Annotated in this window: 18 protein-coding genes; 6 read left to right on the top strand and 12 right to left on the bottom strand. The window is 55.7% G+C overall.

Features of this window, described 5'->3' with window-relative positions:
* Positions 1-120: 120 nt before the first annotated feature.
* Both FX984_RS24875 and FX984_RS24870 read left to right on the top strand, forming a co-directional pair.
* Complete coding sequence (locus FX984_RS24875) at positions 121-1,338, top strand: argininosuccinate synthase (RefSeq protein ID WP_012722490.1); 1,218 nt, start codon at positions 121-123, stop codon at positions 1,336-1,338.
* 589 nt (positions 1,339-1,927) lie between these two features.
* Positions 1,928-2,560, top strand: coding sequence for a response regulator transcription factor (locus tag FX984_RS24870; RefSeq protein ID WP_027604587.1), 633 nt, complete (start codon positions 1,928-1,930; stop codon positions 2,558-2,560).
* Positions 2,561-2,644: 84 nt separating this feature from the next.
* Here the strand turns inward: FX984_RS24870 and FX984_RS24865 are convergent, their stop codons facing one another.
* The 4 genes from FX984_RS24865 to metG all read right to left on the bottom strand — a co-directional run bounded on the left by FX984_RS24865 (position 2,645) and on the right by metG (position 6,839).
* On the bottom strand, positions 2,645-2,827 hold the full coding sequence (locus tag FX984_RS24865; protein ID WP_027604586.1) for a PA3496 family putative envelope integrity protein: 183 nt from the start codon (positions 2,825-2,827) through the stop codon (positions 2,645-2,647).
* 107 nt (positions 2,828-2,934) lie between these two features.
* The gene (nth, locus tag FX984_RS24860; RefSeq protein ID WP_027604585.1) at positions 2,935-3,573 is read right to left on the bottom strand and encodes an endonuclease III; all 639 of its coding nucleotides are present in this window, start codon (positions 3,571-3,573) and stop codon (positions 2,935-2,937) included.
* A gap of 137 nt (positions 3,574-3,710) precedes the next feature.
* A complete protein-coding gene (gene rsxB / locus FX984_RS24855; protein ID WP_098480305.1) occupies positions 3,711-4,673 on the bottom strand; it encodes an electron transport complex subunit RsxB in 963 nt (320 codons plus the stop codon).
* Positions 4,674-4,787: 114 nt separating this feature from the next.
* Complete coding sequence (metG, locus tag FX984_RS24850) at positions 4,788-6,839, bottom strand: methionine--tRNA ligase (RefSeq protein ID WP_146475868.1); 2,052 nt, start codon at positions 6,837-6,839, stop codon at positions 4,788-4,790.
* A 172-nt stretch (positions 6,840-7,011) separates the two neighbouring features.
* Here metG and apbC point away from each other — a divergent pair, with 172 nt between their 5' ends.
* Positions 7,012-8,106: an iron-sulfur cluster carrier protein ApbC gene (apbC, locus tag FX984_RS24845; RefSeq protein ID WP_027604582.1), complete on the top strand. Its 1,095-nt coding sequence runs from the start codon at positions 7,012-7,014 to the stop codon at positions 8,104-8,106.
* Positions 8,107-8,602: 496 nt separating this feature from the next.
* Here the strand turns inward: apbC and fdxA are convergent, their stop codons facing one another.
* Together fdxA and mutS are read right to left on the bottom strand one after the other, a co-directional pair.
* The gene (fdxA, locus tag FX984_RS24840; protein WP_027604581.1) at positions 8,603-8,926 is read right to left on the bottom strand and encodes a ferredoxin FdxA; all 324 of its coding nucleotides are present in this window, start codon (positions 8,924-8,926) and stop codon (positions 8,603-8,605) included.
* Positions 8,927-9,068: 142 nt separating this feature from the next.
* A complete protein-coding gene (gene mutS, locus FX984_RS24835) occupies positions 9,069-11,648 on the bottom strand; it encodes a DNA mismatch repair protein MutS (RefSeq protein WP_190329711.1) in 2,580 nt (859 codons plus the stop codon).
* A gap of 406 nt (positions 11,649-12,054) precedes the next feature.
* Here mutS and FX984_RS24830 point away from each other — a divergent pair, with 406 nt between their 5' ends.
* From FX984_RS24830 to FX984_RS24820, 3 genes are read left to right on the top strand one after another with little or no spacing between them, the layout of a single operon-like run.
* Entirely contained in the window at positions 12,055-12,756 is a 702-nt protein-coding gene (locus FX984_RS24830) for a hypothetical protein (RefSeq protein ID WP_154905401.1), read from the top strand.
* The gene (locus FX984_RS24825) at positions 12,756-13,340 is read left to right on the top strand and encodes a hypothetical protein (protein ID WP_154905400.1); all 585 of its coding nucleotides are present in this window, start codon (positions 12,756-12,758) and stop codon (positions 13,338-13,340) included. Before FX984_RS24830 ends, FX984_RS24825 begins: the two co-directional genes overlap by 1 nt.
* Entirely contained in the window at positions 13,330-14,391 is a 1,062-nt protein-coding gene (locus FX984_RS24820; RefSeq protein WP_154905399.1) for an MBL fold metallo-hydrolase, read from the top strand. Before FX984_RS24825 ends, FX984_RS24820 begins: the two co-directional genes overlap by 11 nt.
* Here FX984_RS24820 and FX984_RS24815 read toward each other — a convergent pair.
* From FX984_RS24815 to FX984_RS24790, 6 genes are read right to left on the bottom strand one after another with little or no spacing between them, the layout of a single operon-like run.
* On the bottom strand, positions 14,375-15,622 hold the full coding sequence (locus FX984_RS24815; protein ID WP_154905398.1) for a site-specific integrase: 1,248 nt from the start codon (positions 15,620-15,622) through the stop codon (positions 14,375-14,377). The two genes, FX984_RS24820 and FX984_RS24815, sit on opposite strands and share 17 nt — an antisense overlap.
* Complete coding sequence (gene xisR / locus FX984_RS24810) at positions 15,589-15,786, bottom strand: excisionase family protein (protein ID WP_154905397.1); 198 nt, start codon at positions 15,784-15,786, stop codon at positions 15,589-15,591. Before xisR ends, FX984_RS24815 begins: the two co-directional genes overlap by 34 nt.
* Positions 15,783-16,712, bottom strand: coding sequence for a hypothetical protein (locus tag FX984_RS32815; protein WP_223841660.1), 930 nt, complete (start codon positions 16,710-16,712; stop codon positions 15,783-15,785). The genes xisR and FX984_RS32815 overlap by 4 nt, the downstream gene beginning before the upstream one ends.
* Positions 16,709-17,251: a phosphohydrolase gene (locus FX984_RS24800; protein ID WP_154905396.1), complete on the bottom strand. Its 543-nt coding sequence runs from the start codon at positions 17,249-17,251 to the stop codon at positions 16,709-16,711. Before FX984_RS24800 ends, FX984_RS32815 begins: the two co-directional genes overlap by 4 nt.
* The gene (locus FX984_RS24795) at positions 17,248-17,469 is read right to left on the bottom strand and encodes a hypothetical protein (protein ID WP_154905395.1); all 222 of its coding nucleotides are present in this window, start codon (positions 17,467-17,469) and stop codon (positions 17,248-17,250) included. Before FX984_RS24795 ends, FX984_RS24800 begins: the two co-directional genes overlap by 4 nt.
* Positions 17,466-17,864: a hypothetical protein gene (locus FX984_RS24790; RefSeq protein WP_154905394.1), complete on the bottom strand. Its 399-nt coding sequence runs from the start codon at positions 17,862-17,864 to the stop codon at positions 17,466-17,468. The genes FX984_RS24795 and FX984_RS24790 overlap by 4 nt, the downstream gene beginning before the upstream one ends.
* Positions 17,865-17,885: the final 21 nt, after the last annotated feature.

The following is a 17,885-nucleotide window of genomic DNA, read 5'->3' as shown; positions in this document are numbered from 1 at the left end:
ATCGGTCGCTCGCTCGACATAATCTGTCGCTTTATCTTCATTTGCTGTCGCGCCCCTGTAAATCCACGGTTTTGATCGGTAGAATCGACGCCTTTCCGTACAACCCCGTGGAGTGATGGCATGGCCGACGTAAACAAGGTCGTTCTCGCGTATTCCGGCGGCCTGGACACTTCGGTGATCCTTAAGTGGCTGCAGGATACTTATAACTGTGAAGTGGTGACCTTCACCGCTGACCTGGGTCAGGGCGAAGAGGTCGAACCTGCACGTGCCAAGGCGCAAGCCATGGGCGTGAAAGAGATCTACATTGACGACCTGCGCGAAGAATTCGTCCGCGATTTCGTCTTCCCGATGTTTCGCGCCAACACCGTCTACGAAGGCGAGTACCTGCTGGGTACTTCCATCGCACGTCCGCTGATCGCCAAGCGCCTGATCGAAATCGCCAACGAAACCGGCGCTGATGCCATTTCCCATGGCGCCACCGGCAAGGGCAACGACCAGGTGCGTTTCGAACTGGGTGCCTACGCGCTCAAGCCCGGCGTAAAAGTGATTGCCCCGTGGCGTGAATGGGACCTGCTGTCCCGTGAAAAGCTGATGGATTACGCTGAAAAGCACGCGATCCCGATCGAGCGTCATGGCAAGAAAAAGTCCCCGTACTCGATGGACGCCAACCTGCTGCACATCTCCTATGAAGGCGGCGTGCTGGAAGACACCTGGACCGAGCACGAAGAAGACATGTGGAAATGGACCGTCTCCCCGGAGAACGCTCCAGACAAGCCGCAGTACCTGGAACTGACCTACCGTAATGGCGACATCGTCGCGCTGGACGGCGTGGAAATGACCCCGGCCACCGTATTGGCGACGCTGAACCGTATCGGTGGCGAACACGGCATCGGCCGCCTCGACATCGTCGAGAACCGCTATGTGGGCATGAAGTCCCGTGGTTGCTACGAAACCCCGGGCGGCACCATCATGCTGCGTGCCCACCGCGCCATCGAGTCCATCACCCTGGACCGTGAAGTGGCTCACCTCAAAGACGAGCTGATGCCCAAGTACGCCAGCCTGATCTATACCGGCTACTGGTGGAGCCCTGAGCGTCTGATGCTGCAACAGATGATCGATGCTTCCCAGGCCCACGTGAATGGCGTTGTGCGTCTGAAGTTGTACAAGGGCAATGTGATCGTTACCGGCCGTAAGTCGGATGACTCGCTGTTCGACGCCAACATCGCCACTTTCGAAGAAGATGGCGGTGCCTACAACCAGGCTGACGCAGCGGGCTTTATCAAGTTGAATGCATTGCGCATGCGCATTGCTGCCAACAAAGGTCGTTCGTTGTTCTGAGTGTCAAGCCGGTTGTAAAAATGGCCCCTTGTTCAAGGGGCCATTTTTTTTGTCTTGAATTCTTGATTAAGTCCACTTTGTTTAAACTTGTTTAATCAGTGTTGTTGATTATTGGGGCGCTGTTTTTTTGTCGGGGGAATGTTTTTTATCATTTATGTAGGAACCAGTCTTACAGATAATTCACTCATGTAGGTGCGAGGAGTATGTAAGAAGCCAAAAATTCTGTAGGAAATAAGGATGTAAGTAAATATGTTAAATGGAACTGAAACTACCGATTTTTCTCTGCCGGCTCCGCTACCTGCAGTCGACAGGCAAGGGGCATTTCCTGATAGTTGCGTGCGGCACGTTTACCTTATCCCCTGGAGGGGCTGGAAATTTCACTCAAAATATGTGAGGTCCCGGAAAGTTCTGAAGGGCCCCATAAAACTGGAAACATCTGTATCGGTGTTTTTTTGTAGGGCGTTTCCTTTATCTCTGTGGGTTGGGTCTCTGCTTGCTGTTGCTCGGGGGGGAACGCTATGCCAACTAGGAAACGACTAGGCTATTGTGTTTGCTCTAAATAATTCGAACAGCGAAATTGGACTTTCTCATGAATAAAGTGCTGATCGTAGATGATCATCCCGTCATTCGTCTTGCTGTGCGTATGCTAATGGAGCGTCATGGTTATGAGGTCGTTGCAGAGACCAATAACGGTGTCGATGCGTTGCAACTTGCGCGGGAGCATATGCCGGACATTGTCATACTGGATATTGGGATTCCCAAGCTCGATGGCCTGGAAGTTATTTGCCGGCTTTCGTCTACCAAGCAGGCTGTCCCGTTCAAGGTACTGGTGCTCACCTCCCAGGCTCCAGGTCACTTTTCCATGCGTTGCATGCAGGCGGGCGCTGCGGGCTATGTGTGCAAGCAACAGGACCTGACCGAGTTGCTGAGTGCGATCAAGGCGGTGTTGTCGGGCTACAGCTATTTTCCAAACCAGGCACTCAACTCGGTACGCTCCACCATGGGTAATGCCAGTGAGGCCGATATGGTCGAGCGTCTGTCCGGCCGGGAAATGATGGTGTTGCAGCAATTGGCTCGGGGCAGGACCAACAAGGAGATTGCCGACGGTATGTTTCTCAGCAACAAGACCGTCAGCACCTACAAGACTCGTCTGCTGCTCAAGCTCAATGCCCGCTCTCTCGTGGACCTGATCGAGTTGGCCCAGCGTAACGGCTTGGTATAGGTGAGGGCACAGCACTGCGCATAGGCCGCACAACCGGCAGAAAAAAGCCTCCGACAGGGAGGCTTCCGGCCGTCGACCGCTTGATCAGAGGTCGAAGTCGTAGTCGGCCAGTTGTTTTTGCAAGCGTCGTTCTTCCAGAAGGTTGTCGATAGTACGGCGTTTGCTCAGATTGGTCTTGGCGACCTCTGCCACAGGTGCTTCCACGCCATCGTCCTCCGATTCAACGAGGTCGTCTTCCACATCCAACTGTTCTTTGTCAGTGCTCATAACGTTAACTCCGGAGTAAGACTGCCGTTGGCGCTCCTTATAACGATAATCCATGAATGGGTAAAAAAGATTTTTTCAATCGACTGATCGAGAAAACCAATGAACCCTCAATCGTCCGACGTCTTGTCCTTGTATTCGCACAGGTCTTCAATGCGGCAGCTGCCGCAGCGCGGCTTGCGGGCCTGGCAAACATAGCGTCCGTGCAGGATCAGCCAATGGTGGGAGTCAAGCAGGTACGGTTTGGGTACGAACTTCATGAGCTGCTTTTCCACTTCGACCACGTTCTTGCCGCGTGCTATGCCGGTTCGATTACTGACCCGAAAAATATGGGTATCCACGGCCATGGTGAGTTGCCTGAATGCAGTGTTGAGCACCACGTTGGCGGTTTTACGGCCCACCCCCGGCAGGGCTTCCAGTGCTTCGCGGGTTTCTGGCACTTCGCTATTGTGCCGTTCTATCAGCAAGCGGCAGGTCTCGATGACATTCTTGGCCTTGCTGTTGTAGAGGCCGATGGTCTTGATGTACTCCGACAGCCCGTCCACGCCCAGGGCGTAAATCGCCTCTGGCGTGTTGGCCACGGGATACAGCCTGGCCGTGGCCTTGTTGACGCCGACGTCCGTGGATTGGGCCGACAGGATCACCGCAATCAGTAACTCGAACGGCGAGGAGTAGGCCAGTTCGGTCTTGGGTTCCGGATTGTCTTCGTGAAGCCTGCGGAAAATTTCCAGGCGTTTTGCGGCGTTCATGAGGCGGAAGGTTCCTTTCGGGCAGTCAGCGTAGTGTTGAATAGTGGGTCCAGGCACGGAGTCCTGCGAGAAGGATAACCCGACGGTATCAATGTGGTGTCGGCGATGGACTGTAACAACCCCCCCAGGATTATCAGTCATGTGCCATGGGCGTCTACTTGGCGCTGCGCGTCATCGAGCTTGTGTTGCGCGTCGGCTAATTGTTGCGGATCCGCCTGTTGGTCCAGGGCTTTCTTCAACTCGGCCCGGCGCATCGCCAATTGGATTTTGGCGCGCTTGAGGTCGGCGTTGTTGACGGCAGGCAGCGGTGTCGCGGGTGTGTGATGCTGGCCCAGGGCTGCCAACGCCTGCTCCGCTGCCTCGAATTGCTGTTGCAGGGCGATCAGTTGGGATTGTTGTTCAAAGGTCGGCGGGTGCCCAAAAGCCTGCAAGGATTTGTGCAATTGGGCGCGGCTCATGGCCACATTGATCTTGGCTTTTTTCACCTCCGCATCCTGGGCGGCCCGCGCTGCGTCAAATGGCAAAGGGGGAGTTGGTGCTGAGCGCTGAGGCCGCGCCACACGTTGGGCAGTCCTGTGCTCTTCTTCCCGTTGCAGGCGTGCATTGCGTTGTTCAAAGCGTTGCCGGGCACGGTCGCGCTTGAAATTTCGTTCACGGCGTTCGTTTTCGTTCGCTGCCAGGCCGCCGATGATCGGCAGCCCTGTGACCACTGGGCGCAACTCAATGCAGTCGACGGGGCAGGGCGCGACGCACAGGTCGCAACCGGTGCACTCATCGACGATGACGGTGTGCATCAACTTGGCGGCGCCGACAATCGCGTCCACCGGGCAGGCCTGGATGCATTTGGTGCAGCCGATGCACTCGGCCTCGCGGATGTAGGCGACCTGGGCCGGCGCGTCCCCACGGCTGGTATCCAGCTCCAGAATGGGTACACGCAGTAATAGCGCGAGGCCGGTGATCGTCTCCTGTCCTCCGGGTGGGCATTTGTTGATTGCCTCGCCCCGGGCGATACCCTCGGCGTAAGGCTTGCAGCCCGGGTGCCCACACTTGCCGCATTGTGTCTGCGGCAGCAGTGCGTCGATACGTTGAATCAGATTCATGGAGTGATCATTGGCGTGCCGGTTGAACAAACAGGGTTTGATTATCCGGCAAGCGAGAAGGGGGGACTAGTTGAAAAGCCCCGTCGCCGAAACGACAGGGCTGTTTTGCGGCGCTTACTTGATACGTTGACCCGGCTTGGCGCCGCTGTCAGGGCTCAGCAGGTAGATCTCTTCGCCGCCGGGACCGGCCGCCATCACCATGCCTTCGGAGATACCGAACTTCATTTTCCGCGGCTTGAGGTTGGCAATCATCATGGTCAGACGACCATTGAGCTTGGACGGGTCCGGATAGGCGCTCTTGATTCCGGAGAACACGTTGCGTTGTTCGTCACCAATATCCAGGGTCAGGCGCAGCAGTTTGTCGGCCCCTTCCACGGCTTCGGCCTTGATGATCAGCGCCACGCGCAGGTCCACGGCAGCAAAGGCGTCAAAGTCGATTTCCGGGGAAAGCGGGTCCTTGGCCAGCTCGCCGTTACCGGCCGGTTTCGATTCGCCGGTATCGGTCTGGCTGGCGGCCAGGTCTTCTTTCGAGGCGTCGGTCATTGCCTGGACCTTGATCGGATCGATGCGGGTCATCAGAGGCTTGAATTCATTCAACTGATGGTTGCTGAGCAACGTGGCGTGGTCGTTCCAGGTGAGCGGGGCGACATTGAGGAACGCCTCGGCGTCGGCGGCCAGCAATGGCAGCACGGGCTTGAGGAAGATCACCAACTGGCGGAACAGGTTGACGCCGGTGGCGCAGATCGCCTGGACCTCAGCCTGCTTGCCTTCCTGCTTGTTCAGCGACCAGGGGGCCTTGTCGGCAATCCAGGCGTTGGCGCGGTCGGCCAGGCCCATGATCTCGCGCATGGCACGGGCAAAGTCACGGGCTTCATAGGCGTCGGCGATGCTTGGCGCGGCAGCCAGGAACGCGTCGGTCAGTTCCGGCGCGGCGTTCTCGGCCACCAGCAGGCCGGCGTTGCCCTTGTGGATAAAACCGGCGCAGCGGCTGGCGATGTTGACCACCTTGCCCACCAGGTCCGAGTTGACCTTCTGGACGAAGTCTTCCAGGTTCAGGTCCAGGTCGTCGACGCCACGGCCCAGCTTGGAGGCGTAGTAGTAGCGCAGGTATTCCGGCGACAGGTGGTCCAGGTAGGTGCGTGCCTTGATAAAGGTGCCACGGGACTTGGACATCTTCTGGCCGTTGACCGTCAGGTAGCCGTGTACCGCGATGCCGGTGGGCTTGCGGTAGCCCGAACCTTCGAGCATGGCTGGCCAGAACAGGGCGTGGAAGTTGACGATGTCCTTGCCGATGAAGTGGTACAGCTCGGCGGTGGAGTCCTTGCCCCAGAACGCATCGAAGTCCAGCTCCGGCGTACGGTCGCAGAGGTTCTTGAAGCTGGCCATGTAGCCGATCGGTGCGTCCAGCCATACATAGAAGTATTTGCCGGGCTCGCCTGGGATCTCGAAGCCGAAGTACGGCGCATCGCGGGAGATGTCCCACTGTTGCAGGCCTGCATCCAGCCATTCGGCGATCTTGTTGGCCACGGCGTCCTGCAGGGTGCCGCTGCGGGTCCAGGTTTGCAGCATCTGCTGGAAATCCGGGAGCTTGAAGAAGAAGTGCTGGGAATCCTTGAGTACCGGGATGGCGCCGGAGATCGCCGAGCGCGGGTTCTTCAGGTCAGTCGGTGCGTAGGTGGCACCGCATTTTTCGCAGTTGTCGCCGTACTGGTCTTCAGTGCCGCATTTCGGGCAGGTGCCCTTGATGAAGCGGTCGGCCAGGAACATTTTCTTTTCCGGGTCGAAGTACTGCGTGATCGAGCGCGTGGCGATGTGCCCGGCGTCCTTCAAGCGCAGGTAGATCTGGCTCGACAGCTCGCGGTTTTCGGCGGAGTGGGTCGAGTGGAAGTTGTCGAAATCCACCAGGAACTCGGCAAAGTCGGCGCTGTGTTCAGCCTGCACATTGGCGATCAGCTGTTCCGGGGTGATGCCTTCCTTTTCGGCGCGCAGCATGATGGCCGAACCGTGGGCGTCGTCCGCGCAGACATAGATGCATTGATTGCCGCGATGCTTCTGGAAGCGCACCCACATATCGGTCTGGATGTACTCAAGCATATGGCCAAGATGGATGGAACCATTGGCATAGGGCAGGGCGCTGGTGACGAGGATCTTGCGTGGCTCGGACATGGGGCTCGGCTACTTGATGAAACGGAGGTCGGCCACTATAAAGCGCCGGGAAATTTATTTCACCCCGTGGTGCTGTTTCAGAATCTTCCGCACCTGCGAAAGCATGCCGTAACGCGGCTGGAACGGTTAGGATAGCCGCCTGTTTCAGTCAGTCTTTTTTCGGGAGTTGCCCATGAGCGCCGTCAATCGCGCAGCGGTGGAAGCCGTTCTTCGCCAGTACACCGACCCCTATTTGAACCAGGATCCGGTCAGCGCCGGCTGTGTACGTGCCATCGAGGTCCAGGGTGACCAGGTCTCGGTCCAACTGGAGTTGGGTTATGCCGCCGGCCTGTTCAAGAGCGGTTGGGCGCAGATGCTGCAAATGGCCATCGAGGGCCTCGACGGCGTGCGTGCCGCCAAGGTCGACATCCAGTGCGTGATCGCCCCGCACAAGGCCCAGGCGCAGATCCCGGGCCTGGCCAACGTCAAGAACGTGGTGGCAGTCGCTTCCGGCAAGGGCGGCGTGGGCAAATCCACCACCGCAGCCAACCTGGCCCTGGCCCTGGCCCGTGAAGGCGCGCGCGTGGGTATTCTCGACGCCGATATCTACGGCCCGAGCCAGGGCGTGATGTTCGGCATCGCCGAAGGCACGCGGCCGAAGGTCAAGGACCAGAAGTGGTTCGTGCCGATCGAGTCCATGGGCGTGGAGGTCATGTCCATGGCGTTCCTGACCGATGACAACACGCCGATGGTGTGGCGCGGGCCGATGGTCTCCGGCGCGTTGCTGCAGTTGGTCACCCAGACCGCCTGGGGCGACCTGGATTACCTGGTGATCGACATGCCGCCAGGCACCGGCGATATCCAGCTGACCCTGGCACAGAAAGTCCCGGTGGCGGGCTCGGTGATCGTGACCACGCCCCAGGACCTGGCCTTGCTGGACGCCAGGAAGGGCGTGGAGATGTTCCGCAAGGTCAACATTCCGGTGTTGGGTGTGGTGGAAAACATGGCGGTGCACATCTGCTCCAACTGCGGCCACGCAGAGCATCTGTTTGGTGAAGGCGGTGGCGAGAAGCTGGCGACCCAGTACGGCGTTGAACTACTGGCCTCGTTGCCATTGTCGATGGGCATTCGTGAACAGGCCGACGGCGGCAAGCCCACCGTAGCGGCAGAGCCCGATGGCCAGATCGCCATGATCTACCAGGAATTGGCTCGCCATGTGGGCGCACGGATCGTCCTGCAGGAAGCGGCGGCCCCGGCAATGCCGACCATTACCGTCAGCGACGACTGAACTCGCTGAAGGACAAGAAGCCTCGACTTGTCGGGGCTTTTTCTTGCCTGGAGATCGGTCAATGGGGTTCTTTTACGCTTTTACGCAATGGCGCGCGTAAGCATTCGCTTACTTTCTCGTAAGTGTTTGGTTTTTTTGCTGGGTGTGTGCGTCTCGAATCTTTGAAGGAGTTTTCTATCTATTTGAAAGATAACAATTAATTATCTTTGTCTGGGGGCTGGAGCCTGTCAGTGCCCGGTTTGGATCCCGTTGAACTTCCCTTGGAACTCTCTAACATCAGCCCTGTGTCCACGGATTGACACAGCCATCAAGGAACGATGGTTGAAGGAACGTCGCAGGATGCGATTCATCAGGATGATGAAAAGGAACACAGGGACTAGGGAAAAAATGTGGGCGGGTCATACCGCCCCTTTTTTCGTCTATAGAAAAGTGAATGCGTTCCCCGGAACGCAAAAAAGGCCCTTGAAGGGCCTTTTTTTGTTGGGCAGCGGCGCTTTTAGCGCTCTAGTTGCTCAATCTTGTTGGGTTTGCCATCCCATTCGGCGGCATCCGGCAACGAGTCTTTCTTCTCGGTGATGTTTGGCCAGATTTCAGCCAATTCAACGTTCAACTGAATGAACTGTTCCATGCCCGCCGGGACTTCGTCCTCGGAGAAAATGGCGACGGCCGGGCATTCAGGTTCACACAGGGCGCAGTCAATGCACTCGTCCGGGTGGATGACCAGGAAGTTCGGGCCTTCGTAGAAGCAGTCCACCGGACACACTTCTACGCAGTCGGTGTACTTGCACTTGATGCAGTTGTCGGTGACGACGAAGGTCATTTCTAATTCTCTCCTCAGGCGGCGGCAGCGAAACCCTTTGTGGTAGGGCTCGCGAGGTTCGGGAGCGATAGTCTGCAGGCCAGGCTAAGAGCCAGCAGCATCCCAAACCGCGCGAGAGTCTATCAGCTTGCAAGCGTGAGCGTTATATCCGAGTCTTCAGTGCATATAACATTTCCAGCGCTTTTCGCGGCGTCAAGTCGTCCAGGTCAAGCTTTGCCAGTTCATCCAGCACCGGATGGGGCAGGCTGGCGAACATATCGCTCTGGTGCGGCGCAGCAGGTTTGCGGCTGGCCTTGGCCGGGCTGGCCACCACGGTTTCATGGGGCAGGGCCGTGGTTTCCAGGCGGCTGAGGTGCTCGCGGGCACGGGTGATCACGTCGTTCGGCACGCCGGCCAATTGCGCCACGGCCAGGCCGTAACTCTGGCTGGCCGGCCCTGGCAGCACGTGGTGCAGGAATACGATGCGCTCGTTGTGCTCGGTGGCATTCAGATGCACGTTGGCCACCAGCGGCTCGCTTTCCGGCAGCACCGTCAGTTCGAAGTAGTGGGTGGCAAATAGCGTATAGGCACGCAGATGCGCCAATCGCTCGGCCGCCGCCCACGCCAGGGACAGGCCATCAAATGTACTGGTGCCGCGACCCACTTCGTCCATCAGCACCAGGCTGCGCTCGGTGGCGTTGTGCAGGATATTGGCGGTCTCGCTCATTTCCACCATAAAGGTCGAACGGCCACCGGCCAGGTCATCGCTGGAGCCGATCCGGGTGAAGATACGATCCACCAGGGACAGCTCGCAACTGGCTGCCGGCACAAAACTGCCGATATGCGCCAGCAGTACGATCAACGCGGTTTGACGCATGTAGGTGGATTTACCACCCATGTTCGGACCGGTGATCACCAACATGCGCGTATCGTCGTCCAGCGACAGGTCGTTGGCGACGAACGGCGTGGTCAGCACCTGTTCCACCACCGGGTGGCGCCCCTGCACGATGCGCATGCACGGCTCGCTGACGAACCGCGGGCAGTTCAGGTCGAGATTCAGCGCCCGTTCGGCGAGGTTGCTCAGCACATCCAGCTCCGCCAGGGCGGCGGCGGTGTCCTGCAGCGGCGCCAACTGGCTGATCAAGTCTTCCAGCAACGCCTCGTAGAGCATCTTTTCCCGGGCCAGGGCACGGCTCTTGGCCGACAGCGCCTTGTCTTCAAACGCCTTCAGCTCCGGGGTGATAAAACGCTCGGCTCCCTTGAGTGTCTGGCGGCGTTGATAGTCGATGGGCGCCGACTCGGCCTGCTTGCTCGGCAACTCGATAAAGTAGCCATGCACGCGGTTGTAGCCCACTTTCAGGTTGGCCAGGCCGGTGCGGGCTTTTTCGCGGGCTTCCAGGTCGATCAGGAACTGCCCGGCGTTTTCGCTCAGGGACTGCAGTTCGTCCAGTTCGCTGTCGTAGCCGGTCTTGAGTACGCCGCCGTCACGGATGATCGCCGGCGGGTTGTCGATAATGGCCTTTTCCAACAGCGCTGCCAGTTCCGGGTAGGTACCGGCCGTTACGGCGAGCTGTTGCAGGTGCGGCGTATCCAGTTCGGTCATTGCCACTTGCAGTTGCGGCAGGGCGCTGAGGGCATCGCGCAGACGCGCCAGGTCACGGGGCCGCGCATTGCGCAGGCCGATCCGCGCCAGGATGCGCTCGATGTCGCCGATTTCCTTCAGCTGCGGCTGCAGCTTTTCAAAGCGATAGCCGTCCAGCAGGCAGGTAATCGACGTCTGGCGCGCCTGGAGCACCGTCAAATCCCGCAACGGACGGTTCAACCAGCGGGTCAGCAGACGGCTGCCCATGGCGGTTTGGCAGCGGTCGACCACCGATTGCAGGGTGTTATCGCGCCCGCCGGACAGGTTGGTGTCCAGTTCCAGGTTGCGACGGCTCGCACCATCGAGCACCACGGTATCGTCCAGGCGCTCGTGGCGCAGGCTGCGCAAATGCGGCAGGGCGGTGCGTTGGGTTTCCTTGGCATAGCTGAGCAGGCAACCCGCAGCGCCGATGGCCAGGGTCAGGGTTTCGCAACCGAAGCCTTTAAGGTCCTGCACCGAGAACTGCTGGCATAGACTTTTCAGTGCCGAGTCACGCTCGAAATCCCACGGCGCACGACGCTTGGTCCCACGGCGTTTTTCCGCTGGCAGGTCTTTGGGCCAATCATCCGGGATCAACAGCTCCACCGGGTTGATGCGCTCCAGCTCCGCCAGCAGGTTTTCCCAGCCCTTGATCTCCAGCACGCTGAAATTGCCGCTGGTGATGTCCAGTACCGAAAGCCCGAACAAGCGCTCATCGCCCAGCACCGCGGCGATCAGGTTATCGCGACGCTCATCCAGCAGCGCCTCATCGCTCACCGTCCCCGGCGTAATAATGCGCACCACCTGGCGTTCCACCGGGCCCTTGCTGGTGGCCGGATCGCCGATCTGCTCGCAGATCACCACCGATTCGCCCAGCTTCACCAGCTTGACCAGGTAACCCTCCAGCGAGTGATAAGGGATCCCGCACATCGGAATCGACTGCCCCGCCGACTGCCCGCGCGCGGTCAAGGTGATGTCCAGCAACTTGGCGGCCTTCTTCGCGTCTTCATAGAAGATCTCGTAGAAGTCGCCCATGCGATAGAACATCAATTGATCAGGGTGCTGGTTTTTCAGGCGCCAGTACTGCTGCATCATCGGGGTGTGGGAGGACAGATCTGAAATTGCTTTATTCATCAGTATGTTAGAAGGAATCTATGAAGTGGCTGGGGCAAAAATGGGGCTTTATTAAGCATGGATTGAGCCCCGAACGAAATTCTAAGCTAGGGTAACATTGGAAAAAGACGGGGATGTAATCAAGGTTGCTTGTTCTGATTGAAAAGGCTTTCGGTAATAGGATAATATTTTCCGATGATGGCCCATTGATATCAATTGGGGCGTGCTAGAGTCCCACGCTAGCCTGATTTCGGGCGGCTTCTCCGTGTCTGGTGACAGGGGCGATAGACCATAAAAGCCAATGAGGATGGACTCTCGATATGGTTGTGGTCGATTTTAGGTGTCGTCGTCGAAGGATGAGTGTCGCGGGTCGGAGTGATCCGAATTTTATCAATCCCCTTTTGGATACGTGGAAATGGAGCAGTTAGACGTCAAACAAAGAGAGTCGAGTATCGTGCTAGTGGGTGAATTTGACCCGCTGGTAATGACTCCTCACTGGTTTGCCAAACAGGGAATGATTCCTCAAGAGGATATAGATGAAAACTTGGCAATTGAGTTGGTCTATAAAGATTTGACCAAGTTTTCTCTTGCTAACATCCAGGTCGAAATCCAATGCACTACTTTGATATTACGTTCGGATCACCCTTCCTTTGATTACAGGATTCATGATCTTGCTTTAAGTATTTTGTCCGCTTTAAAAGAAAGTAAGGTCCGAGCTGTCGGTTTGAATCAGTATGCGGATGTCCATTTTGATAGTTTGGATCACTGGCATAGTGTTGGTAATTTGATAACACCAAAAGATGTTTGGTTTAAGGCTATTCCCGACTCCGAGCGGATCGGAATGGCAAATGTTCAGATGCAAATAATGAAACCTAAGGGTGAGCAGGGGCTATATAACTTTACAGTGGGTTGGTTGGAGACTCCTAAGGCGATTAGATTTTCAATAAATAATCACTATGATTCTAAGCAGTCTTCCTCTTCAGTAAAGCAAAAAGCCGGGCGTTCTGGTGCTTTTGATCCGATCGCTATTATTACTGCTTGCTGGCAGCAGACGTTGGATTTTCATGAACATCTCATTCTCTCTCTCTTGTCACAAGCGAAGCTGGAGATTAAGTAATGGCCCAGGTAAATATGTCGAACCCTGAAACAGCACTCGCTGATCCTTTTGAGTATTTTCTCAAAAGGGAAGCTAGCGTAGGAGTGAGACGTTATCGAGAGTTGAATGTTGTGAAACCTCTTCGAAAAGATGTCTCATCCATTGACTATGTACCTAGTGCTGTCTCTGCTCGTGAGGTGGGTGATATGCGTGTTGTCAGAGCGCCTGAGTCCGCTATTAAAAAAACTTCAGTTTGGTCTGAAATTAACCAGACTTGGGAGGGGCGAGTTATCGAAAACTCTCCGGGCTCGAGAGAGTTTGTTGCTATTATCTCTGATAAGACTTGCAAGTCAAATCCAGATGAAGAAGTTGTGATCGGCTATGAAAGTGTTATTGAGTCTGATTTGGACTTGATATCTGAAGGGGCGGTATTTTTCTGGAATATAGGCAAGTATCGTAAGTATTCTGAAAAAAGTGGTAAGGTTGGGCCAGCTGTTAATAAGTATGAGCTTAGATTTAGGAGGCTTCCTCCTGTGTCTGCCGAAACTATTGAACATATAAAAACTTTGAGCAAAGGATTGTCCAAAATCATTCATGGCCATTAATTTTCAGCCACCTGCAGTTGCTGAACTCGAAGTATCCCTATTTGGACCAGGAACAGGTGAGTGTATTGTCGCTCACCTGGGTGATAATGAGTGGATGGTGGTAGATTCCTGCACTGTGGAAAATAAAGTTCCTGTTGCTTTAGATTATTTGACTAAGCTGGGAGTAAGTGCCGACCGCGTAAAGCTAATTGTGATCTCTCATTTTCATGACGATCACATAGCAGGAGCTAGTGCTTTAATCGAAGCATGTTCTGCTGCCGAAATTTTTATTTCTGGCGCATTGACGCATGAGGAGTCAATTTCTTATTCCTTGGCTCATGCTTTGGGTGATGTGCTCGTAGATAAAGCTAAACCTAGCACTTATGAGATAGCTAAGATTATCAAGTCTATAGGTGATCGGCACATCGAGTTTGTGGGTGCAAATCAAGTTTTATATAGGAAAAATAATGTTTTAGTCCATTCTCTTTCCCCTTCAAGCAGGGCGATCGCTCAGTCTCGGCTGTTATTTGCTGATCGCTTATTGAAGGTTGAAACAGAATTTAGGAAATTGGCAAATAAATTGCACCCTAATTTGTGTGCGATTGCGTTACACATTTGCAATGGTCGTGATACTGTTTTGTTGGGTTCTGACTTAGAAGTTTCGAATGATCCCGCTTTGGGGTGGGAAGCTGTTATTTTAGACGCAAAGAAACCAATTACTACTGCGGCCTTATTTAAAGTTCCTCATCACGGATCGCAGAATGGGCACTCTGATGCTGTTGTTAAAACAATGCTTCGTGAAAAGCCTATTTCGATATTGACAACTTTTAATAGTTCTTCTTTGCCTCGTGAGGAAGATATATTGAGGATAAAAGATTACTCGTCTGGGCTGTACTTTACTTCCTTGCCCAAGGTGCGCGCCCCGATTAGGAGTCGCGCAGTTGAAGAGAATCTTTTGTTGGTGGCTAAATCTCGGCGTGTTGTAACAAGAAATATGGGTCACATACAGGTAAGGATGTTGGATGGCGTTTCTACTGTCCTATTGAATACTCATGCTAGTGTGGCCGCCTAGTGTCCAGTGCGTTCCATATGCGCTGAATCTCTGTTGGTGATTCGTCATCCATCCATTTGGCATAAACTTCAACTAACATAGTAAAGTCTTTATGTCCCATCTGTTTTGCGATGAATGCAAGATTGCCACGAGCAGTCAGGCACCAGCATGCGTAGGTGTGACGGGTTTGATACGGTCGACGCGGGCGGATACCTGAGCGCTTCTGAATTGCGGCCCATTTGGTGTTCCAAGCCGTTGGCACATACCAGAAGTTGATGATCTTCTTGCGCGCTTGGGTGGTGGGCGAGAGCAGTGGGGTGACCTTTTCCTGGCGGCTCTCGTGCCTGTTCTGGAATACCTGAATGGAGCGTGCAGGGTGATCCGCAACTAGCGCCATCAATACCCTGCAGGCTTCGACCGCTGGCGGCATTAATAAGACTGAGCGCGGCTTGCCTGTTTTGGGAACCTTGAACGTGCCGTTGGCTGTAATGGCGCGGGTGATGTTGATCTGCCCCGCGCCCAAGTCGATATCTTCAACGGCCAGTGCACATAGCTCACCTGGTCGAAGCCCGGTATACACTGCCAAAGTGATCGCCGCAGAGTCTTGGGGGTGAAGGCATCCTTTTTCGACCACCAACTGGAATTCGTCACGAGTAAGCGGATCCGGCTCTTGGCCCTGCATTGCGAACCTATTACACGCTTCTGATAATCCTGTACGGCAATATCCATTGCTCTCGCACCAGTCCAAGAAGCCGGCGAACGTCGCCAAGTAGTGATTGACGGTTGACGGTGCTCGACCTGCAATCAGCAGCGTCCTCAGTAACTGGATGTCTTCGGGCAGTAAAACGCCGACGAGACGATCTATTCCGACCAAGGCAGTGCAGATGTCCAAGGCGTAGCCGTACTTCTCCTCCGTCATCGGGGTGATGTCCACCGCCTTCAGCGGCTTGTATCTCTCCAGCAGCGCGCCGAGCCTTACGTCTTTGGCACTGCTGTAGTTGGTCGCGTGCTTCGAGTTGGGAAAGTGCCGGCCATAGTCGAAATGGCCGGTTTTGATCTCGTGAAGAATCGCCGCCCTTAACAGGGCGGCGTGTTTGATGTTGGCTTTGGTGATAGGAAGGCCGAGGGATTCGCGGCAGCGTATACGCCGCCACATGAACACGATTCGCAGGTTGCCGCCGTGTATCTCAATCCCCTTGTGCTTTGCCAGCTCGGTTTCTAGGCCGCTTCCTGAGGTGCGCTCTCGGCCCACTTGTCGTACTCCGTCATGTTGATTGCAATGCGGCCGTCCGGAGTCTTGCGCCAGACACGACCTTGGGCCCAGGTGCCGTTCTTCACTTTGTGGCGGATAGCGTCTTCGCTATAGCCGGTGAGTTCGGAGGCGCGGCTGATCATTACCCAGTTTGGGAAACTCATATTTTTCGCCTCCACAAGCTGCGGTCGTGCGACATTGAATGGATTGACGGTGGGCATTGGTTAAGCCGAGCCCCTCGTCGGTGAGTAGGGGCGCAATGCTTAATACGGGGATAAGAGGGGGTAGATCGGTGCATACGTTTCAGGTGAAAAGTATCAACGACATGTTGTTGAAGTTGGGCTGGGAGGTAGGCCAGCTGCAGCGCAGTCACATTTCCAAGGCTACGGATAGACTCGCTACTTCGAGCTACTTTGCAATTAACGGTGCTCTCACGGCTTTCCACATTTGCGAGTGGATTTGGCACTGTGGATCCGAGTCCCAGCGTGAAATCTGGGGCAAGGGGCAGAGGGGAGGTCAACCGACCAAAACGAATTTTCAGATGCATCTGAGAGCGCTTTGCCCGAGCCTCAGTACCTGTCGTGAAATAGCGAACTCCTTCAAGCACTACGCAGCAGATCGATATCCAGATGACACCATCAAGCCGGCCTCTGTTTGGTTTACCACTATGCCCGCAGAGGTCGGAATCATGCGAGCAGGTGATGCCCTCAGCGCTGATGCCGCGGTACTCATGATTTCCAATGGTGTGGGTACTGTTCCAGTGGCTCATGTGCTGAGCGTGGTTCATGGATTTCTTGACGACTTTTGTGAGCAGCACGGGCTTGTTGGCGACACAGATGCTTGATGCAAAAACTGCTTTACCCCCTTCGGCAGGCTGCGCGAGCGGGCGTTCTGGAGCGGTTAGCATTGCATCATTGACCGCTGCCCCGCGCAGCTTTTCGTGGGGTATACGTGCCTCGGCAGTGGCGCTTGAAGGAGCAATAAAGCCTGCTGCTGCGCAGCAGAGACTGTTTGTTTCTGGCGTGTCGACACCACTGGTGCTGCGGAGCAAAGCGGGCAGGGCGCTGGTGTTTTCCTGATGGTTCTTCATGCCGCTTTCCTCCGATGTTCGACAGCGAGTTGGTCCATCAGGCGCTGGTGGTAGGTGAGTCGGGCTTCTGCGGCAGGCCATGGACGGATGATTTCGGCCATAGGTTGTATGCCGACCAAACAATCCCAGATAGCCGGATCGGTTGGCATGAGGTCGCGGCGTTCGGTGGCCAGCGCAATCAAGTCGGCCTGGTGAACGCATGCAGGAAGTTCTGCAGCAATGTCGAAGCGCTGGCACACGCGTTGCCATACCCAGTCTTCAAAGTCCTGGTATGCATGTACCCACTGTTTAAGTGGCTTGGTCATGTCGCCCAGGTACGCCTCTGGCGCGTCGTGGAGTAAGGCCGCGAGCTTGTGTTCTTCCGGCACCAGCTCGGCGACGATGCAGCTGTGTTGCGCCACGCTGTAGAACTCGCGGGTGTGACCGTTGAAGCGGCAGAGGTGTGCCAGTGAGTGGGAAATATCCCGTGGGTCGATCATGTCGGCGTCAGGTTCGAACAGGTCAAAATGCTTGCCGGTGTGGGTGAGGATCCAGTTCATGCGGCCTCCTTCACGAGATCAGCCAGCAGCAGGGCGTTGTCAGCTGCCTTATGCAATTCGCGGAGAGCGTCGTAACCGATCAGCGCTTTCAGTTGCCGGTCGAACTCTTTGTTATGGCGACTCATTGCGTTCAGTTCCTTCATAGCCTTGGTGTACTGCTGTTGCAGTGTTCCAGCGGCCTGGGGCGTCAGACGCAACATTGGGATAGCGCGACTCATGCTGCATCCTCCTGATAGAAGGAATCCAACTCGGCGGCCATGCTCAAAGCGTGGTCGCGCAGAATGAGTGCTTGAGTTGCGTGGCCTTCCGATTTGATCGCTTGAAAGAAGTCGGCGGCGAGTTTGAGTTTTCCCGCGATGGCCAGAAGGATCTGTCGGTCCTGGGGTTCCCTGATCAAAATCAGTTCCAGGCGTTCGCATCGGCGCGTGGCCTTTTCGAGAGCGGTAGCACTCGACGACTCGCCCTCCTCAATGCCCTCAATGTAGCCATTAGTGTGGCCATCGTCATAACCGTCAGCCCAGCCATCCTTCAATCCGCCCCGATACCCGACCCAATACAAAATGGCGAGTGCGATTACGAAGGTGACCAGTGCGAAAACTTCAAAGAATGTCATGTGGTGTGCTCCTGTGGTGTC

The sequence above is a fragment of the Pseudomonas marginalis genome (assembly GCF_008692035.1).
GTDB classification, from domain to species: domain Bacteria; phylum Pseudomonadota; class Gammaproteobacteria; order Pseudomonadales; family Pseudomonadaceae; genus Aquipseudomonas; species Aquipseudomonas marginalis.
Note: the sequence above shows the minus strand (reverse complement) of the source record. Positions and strands in the feature narration are given on the sequence as shown.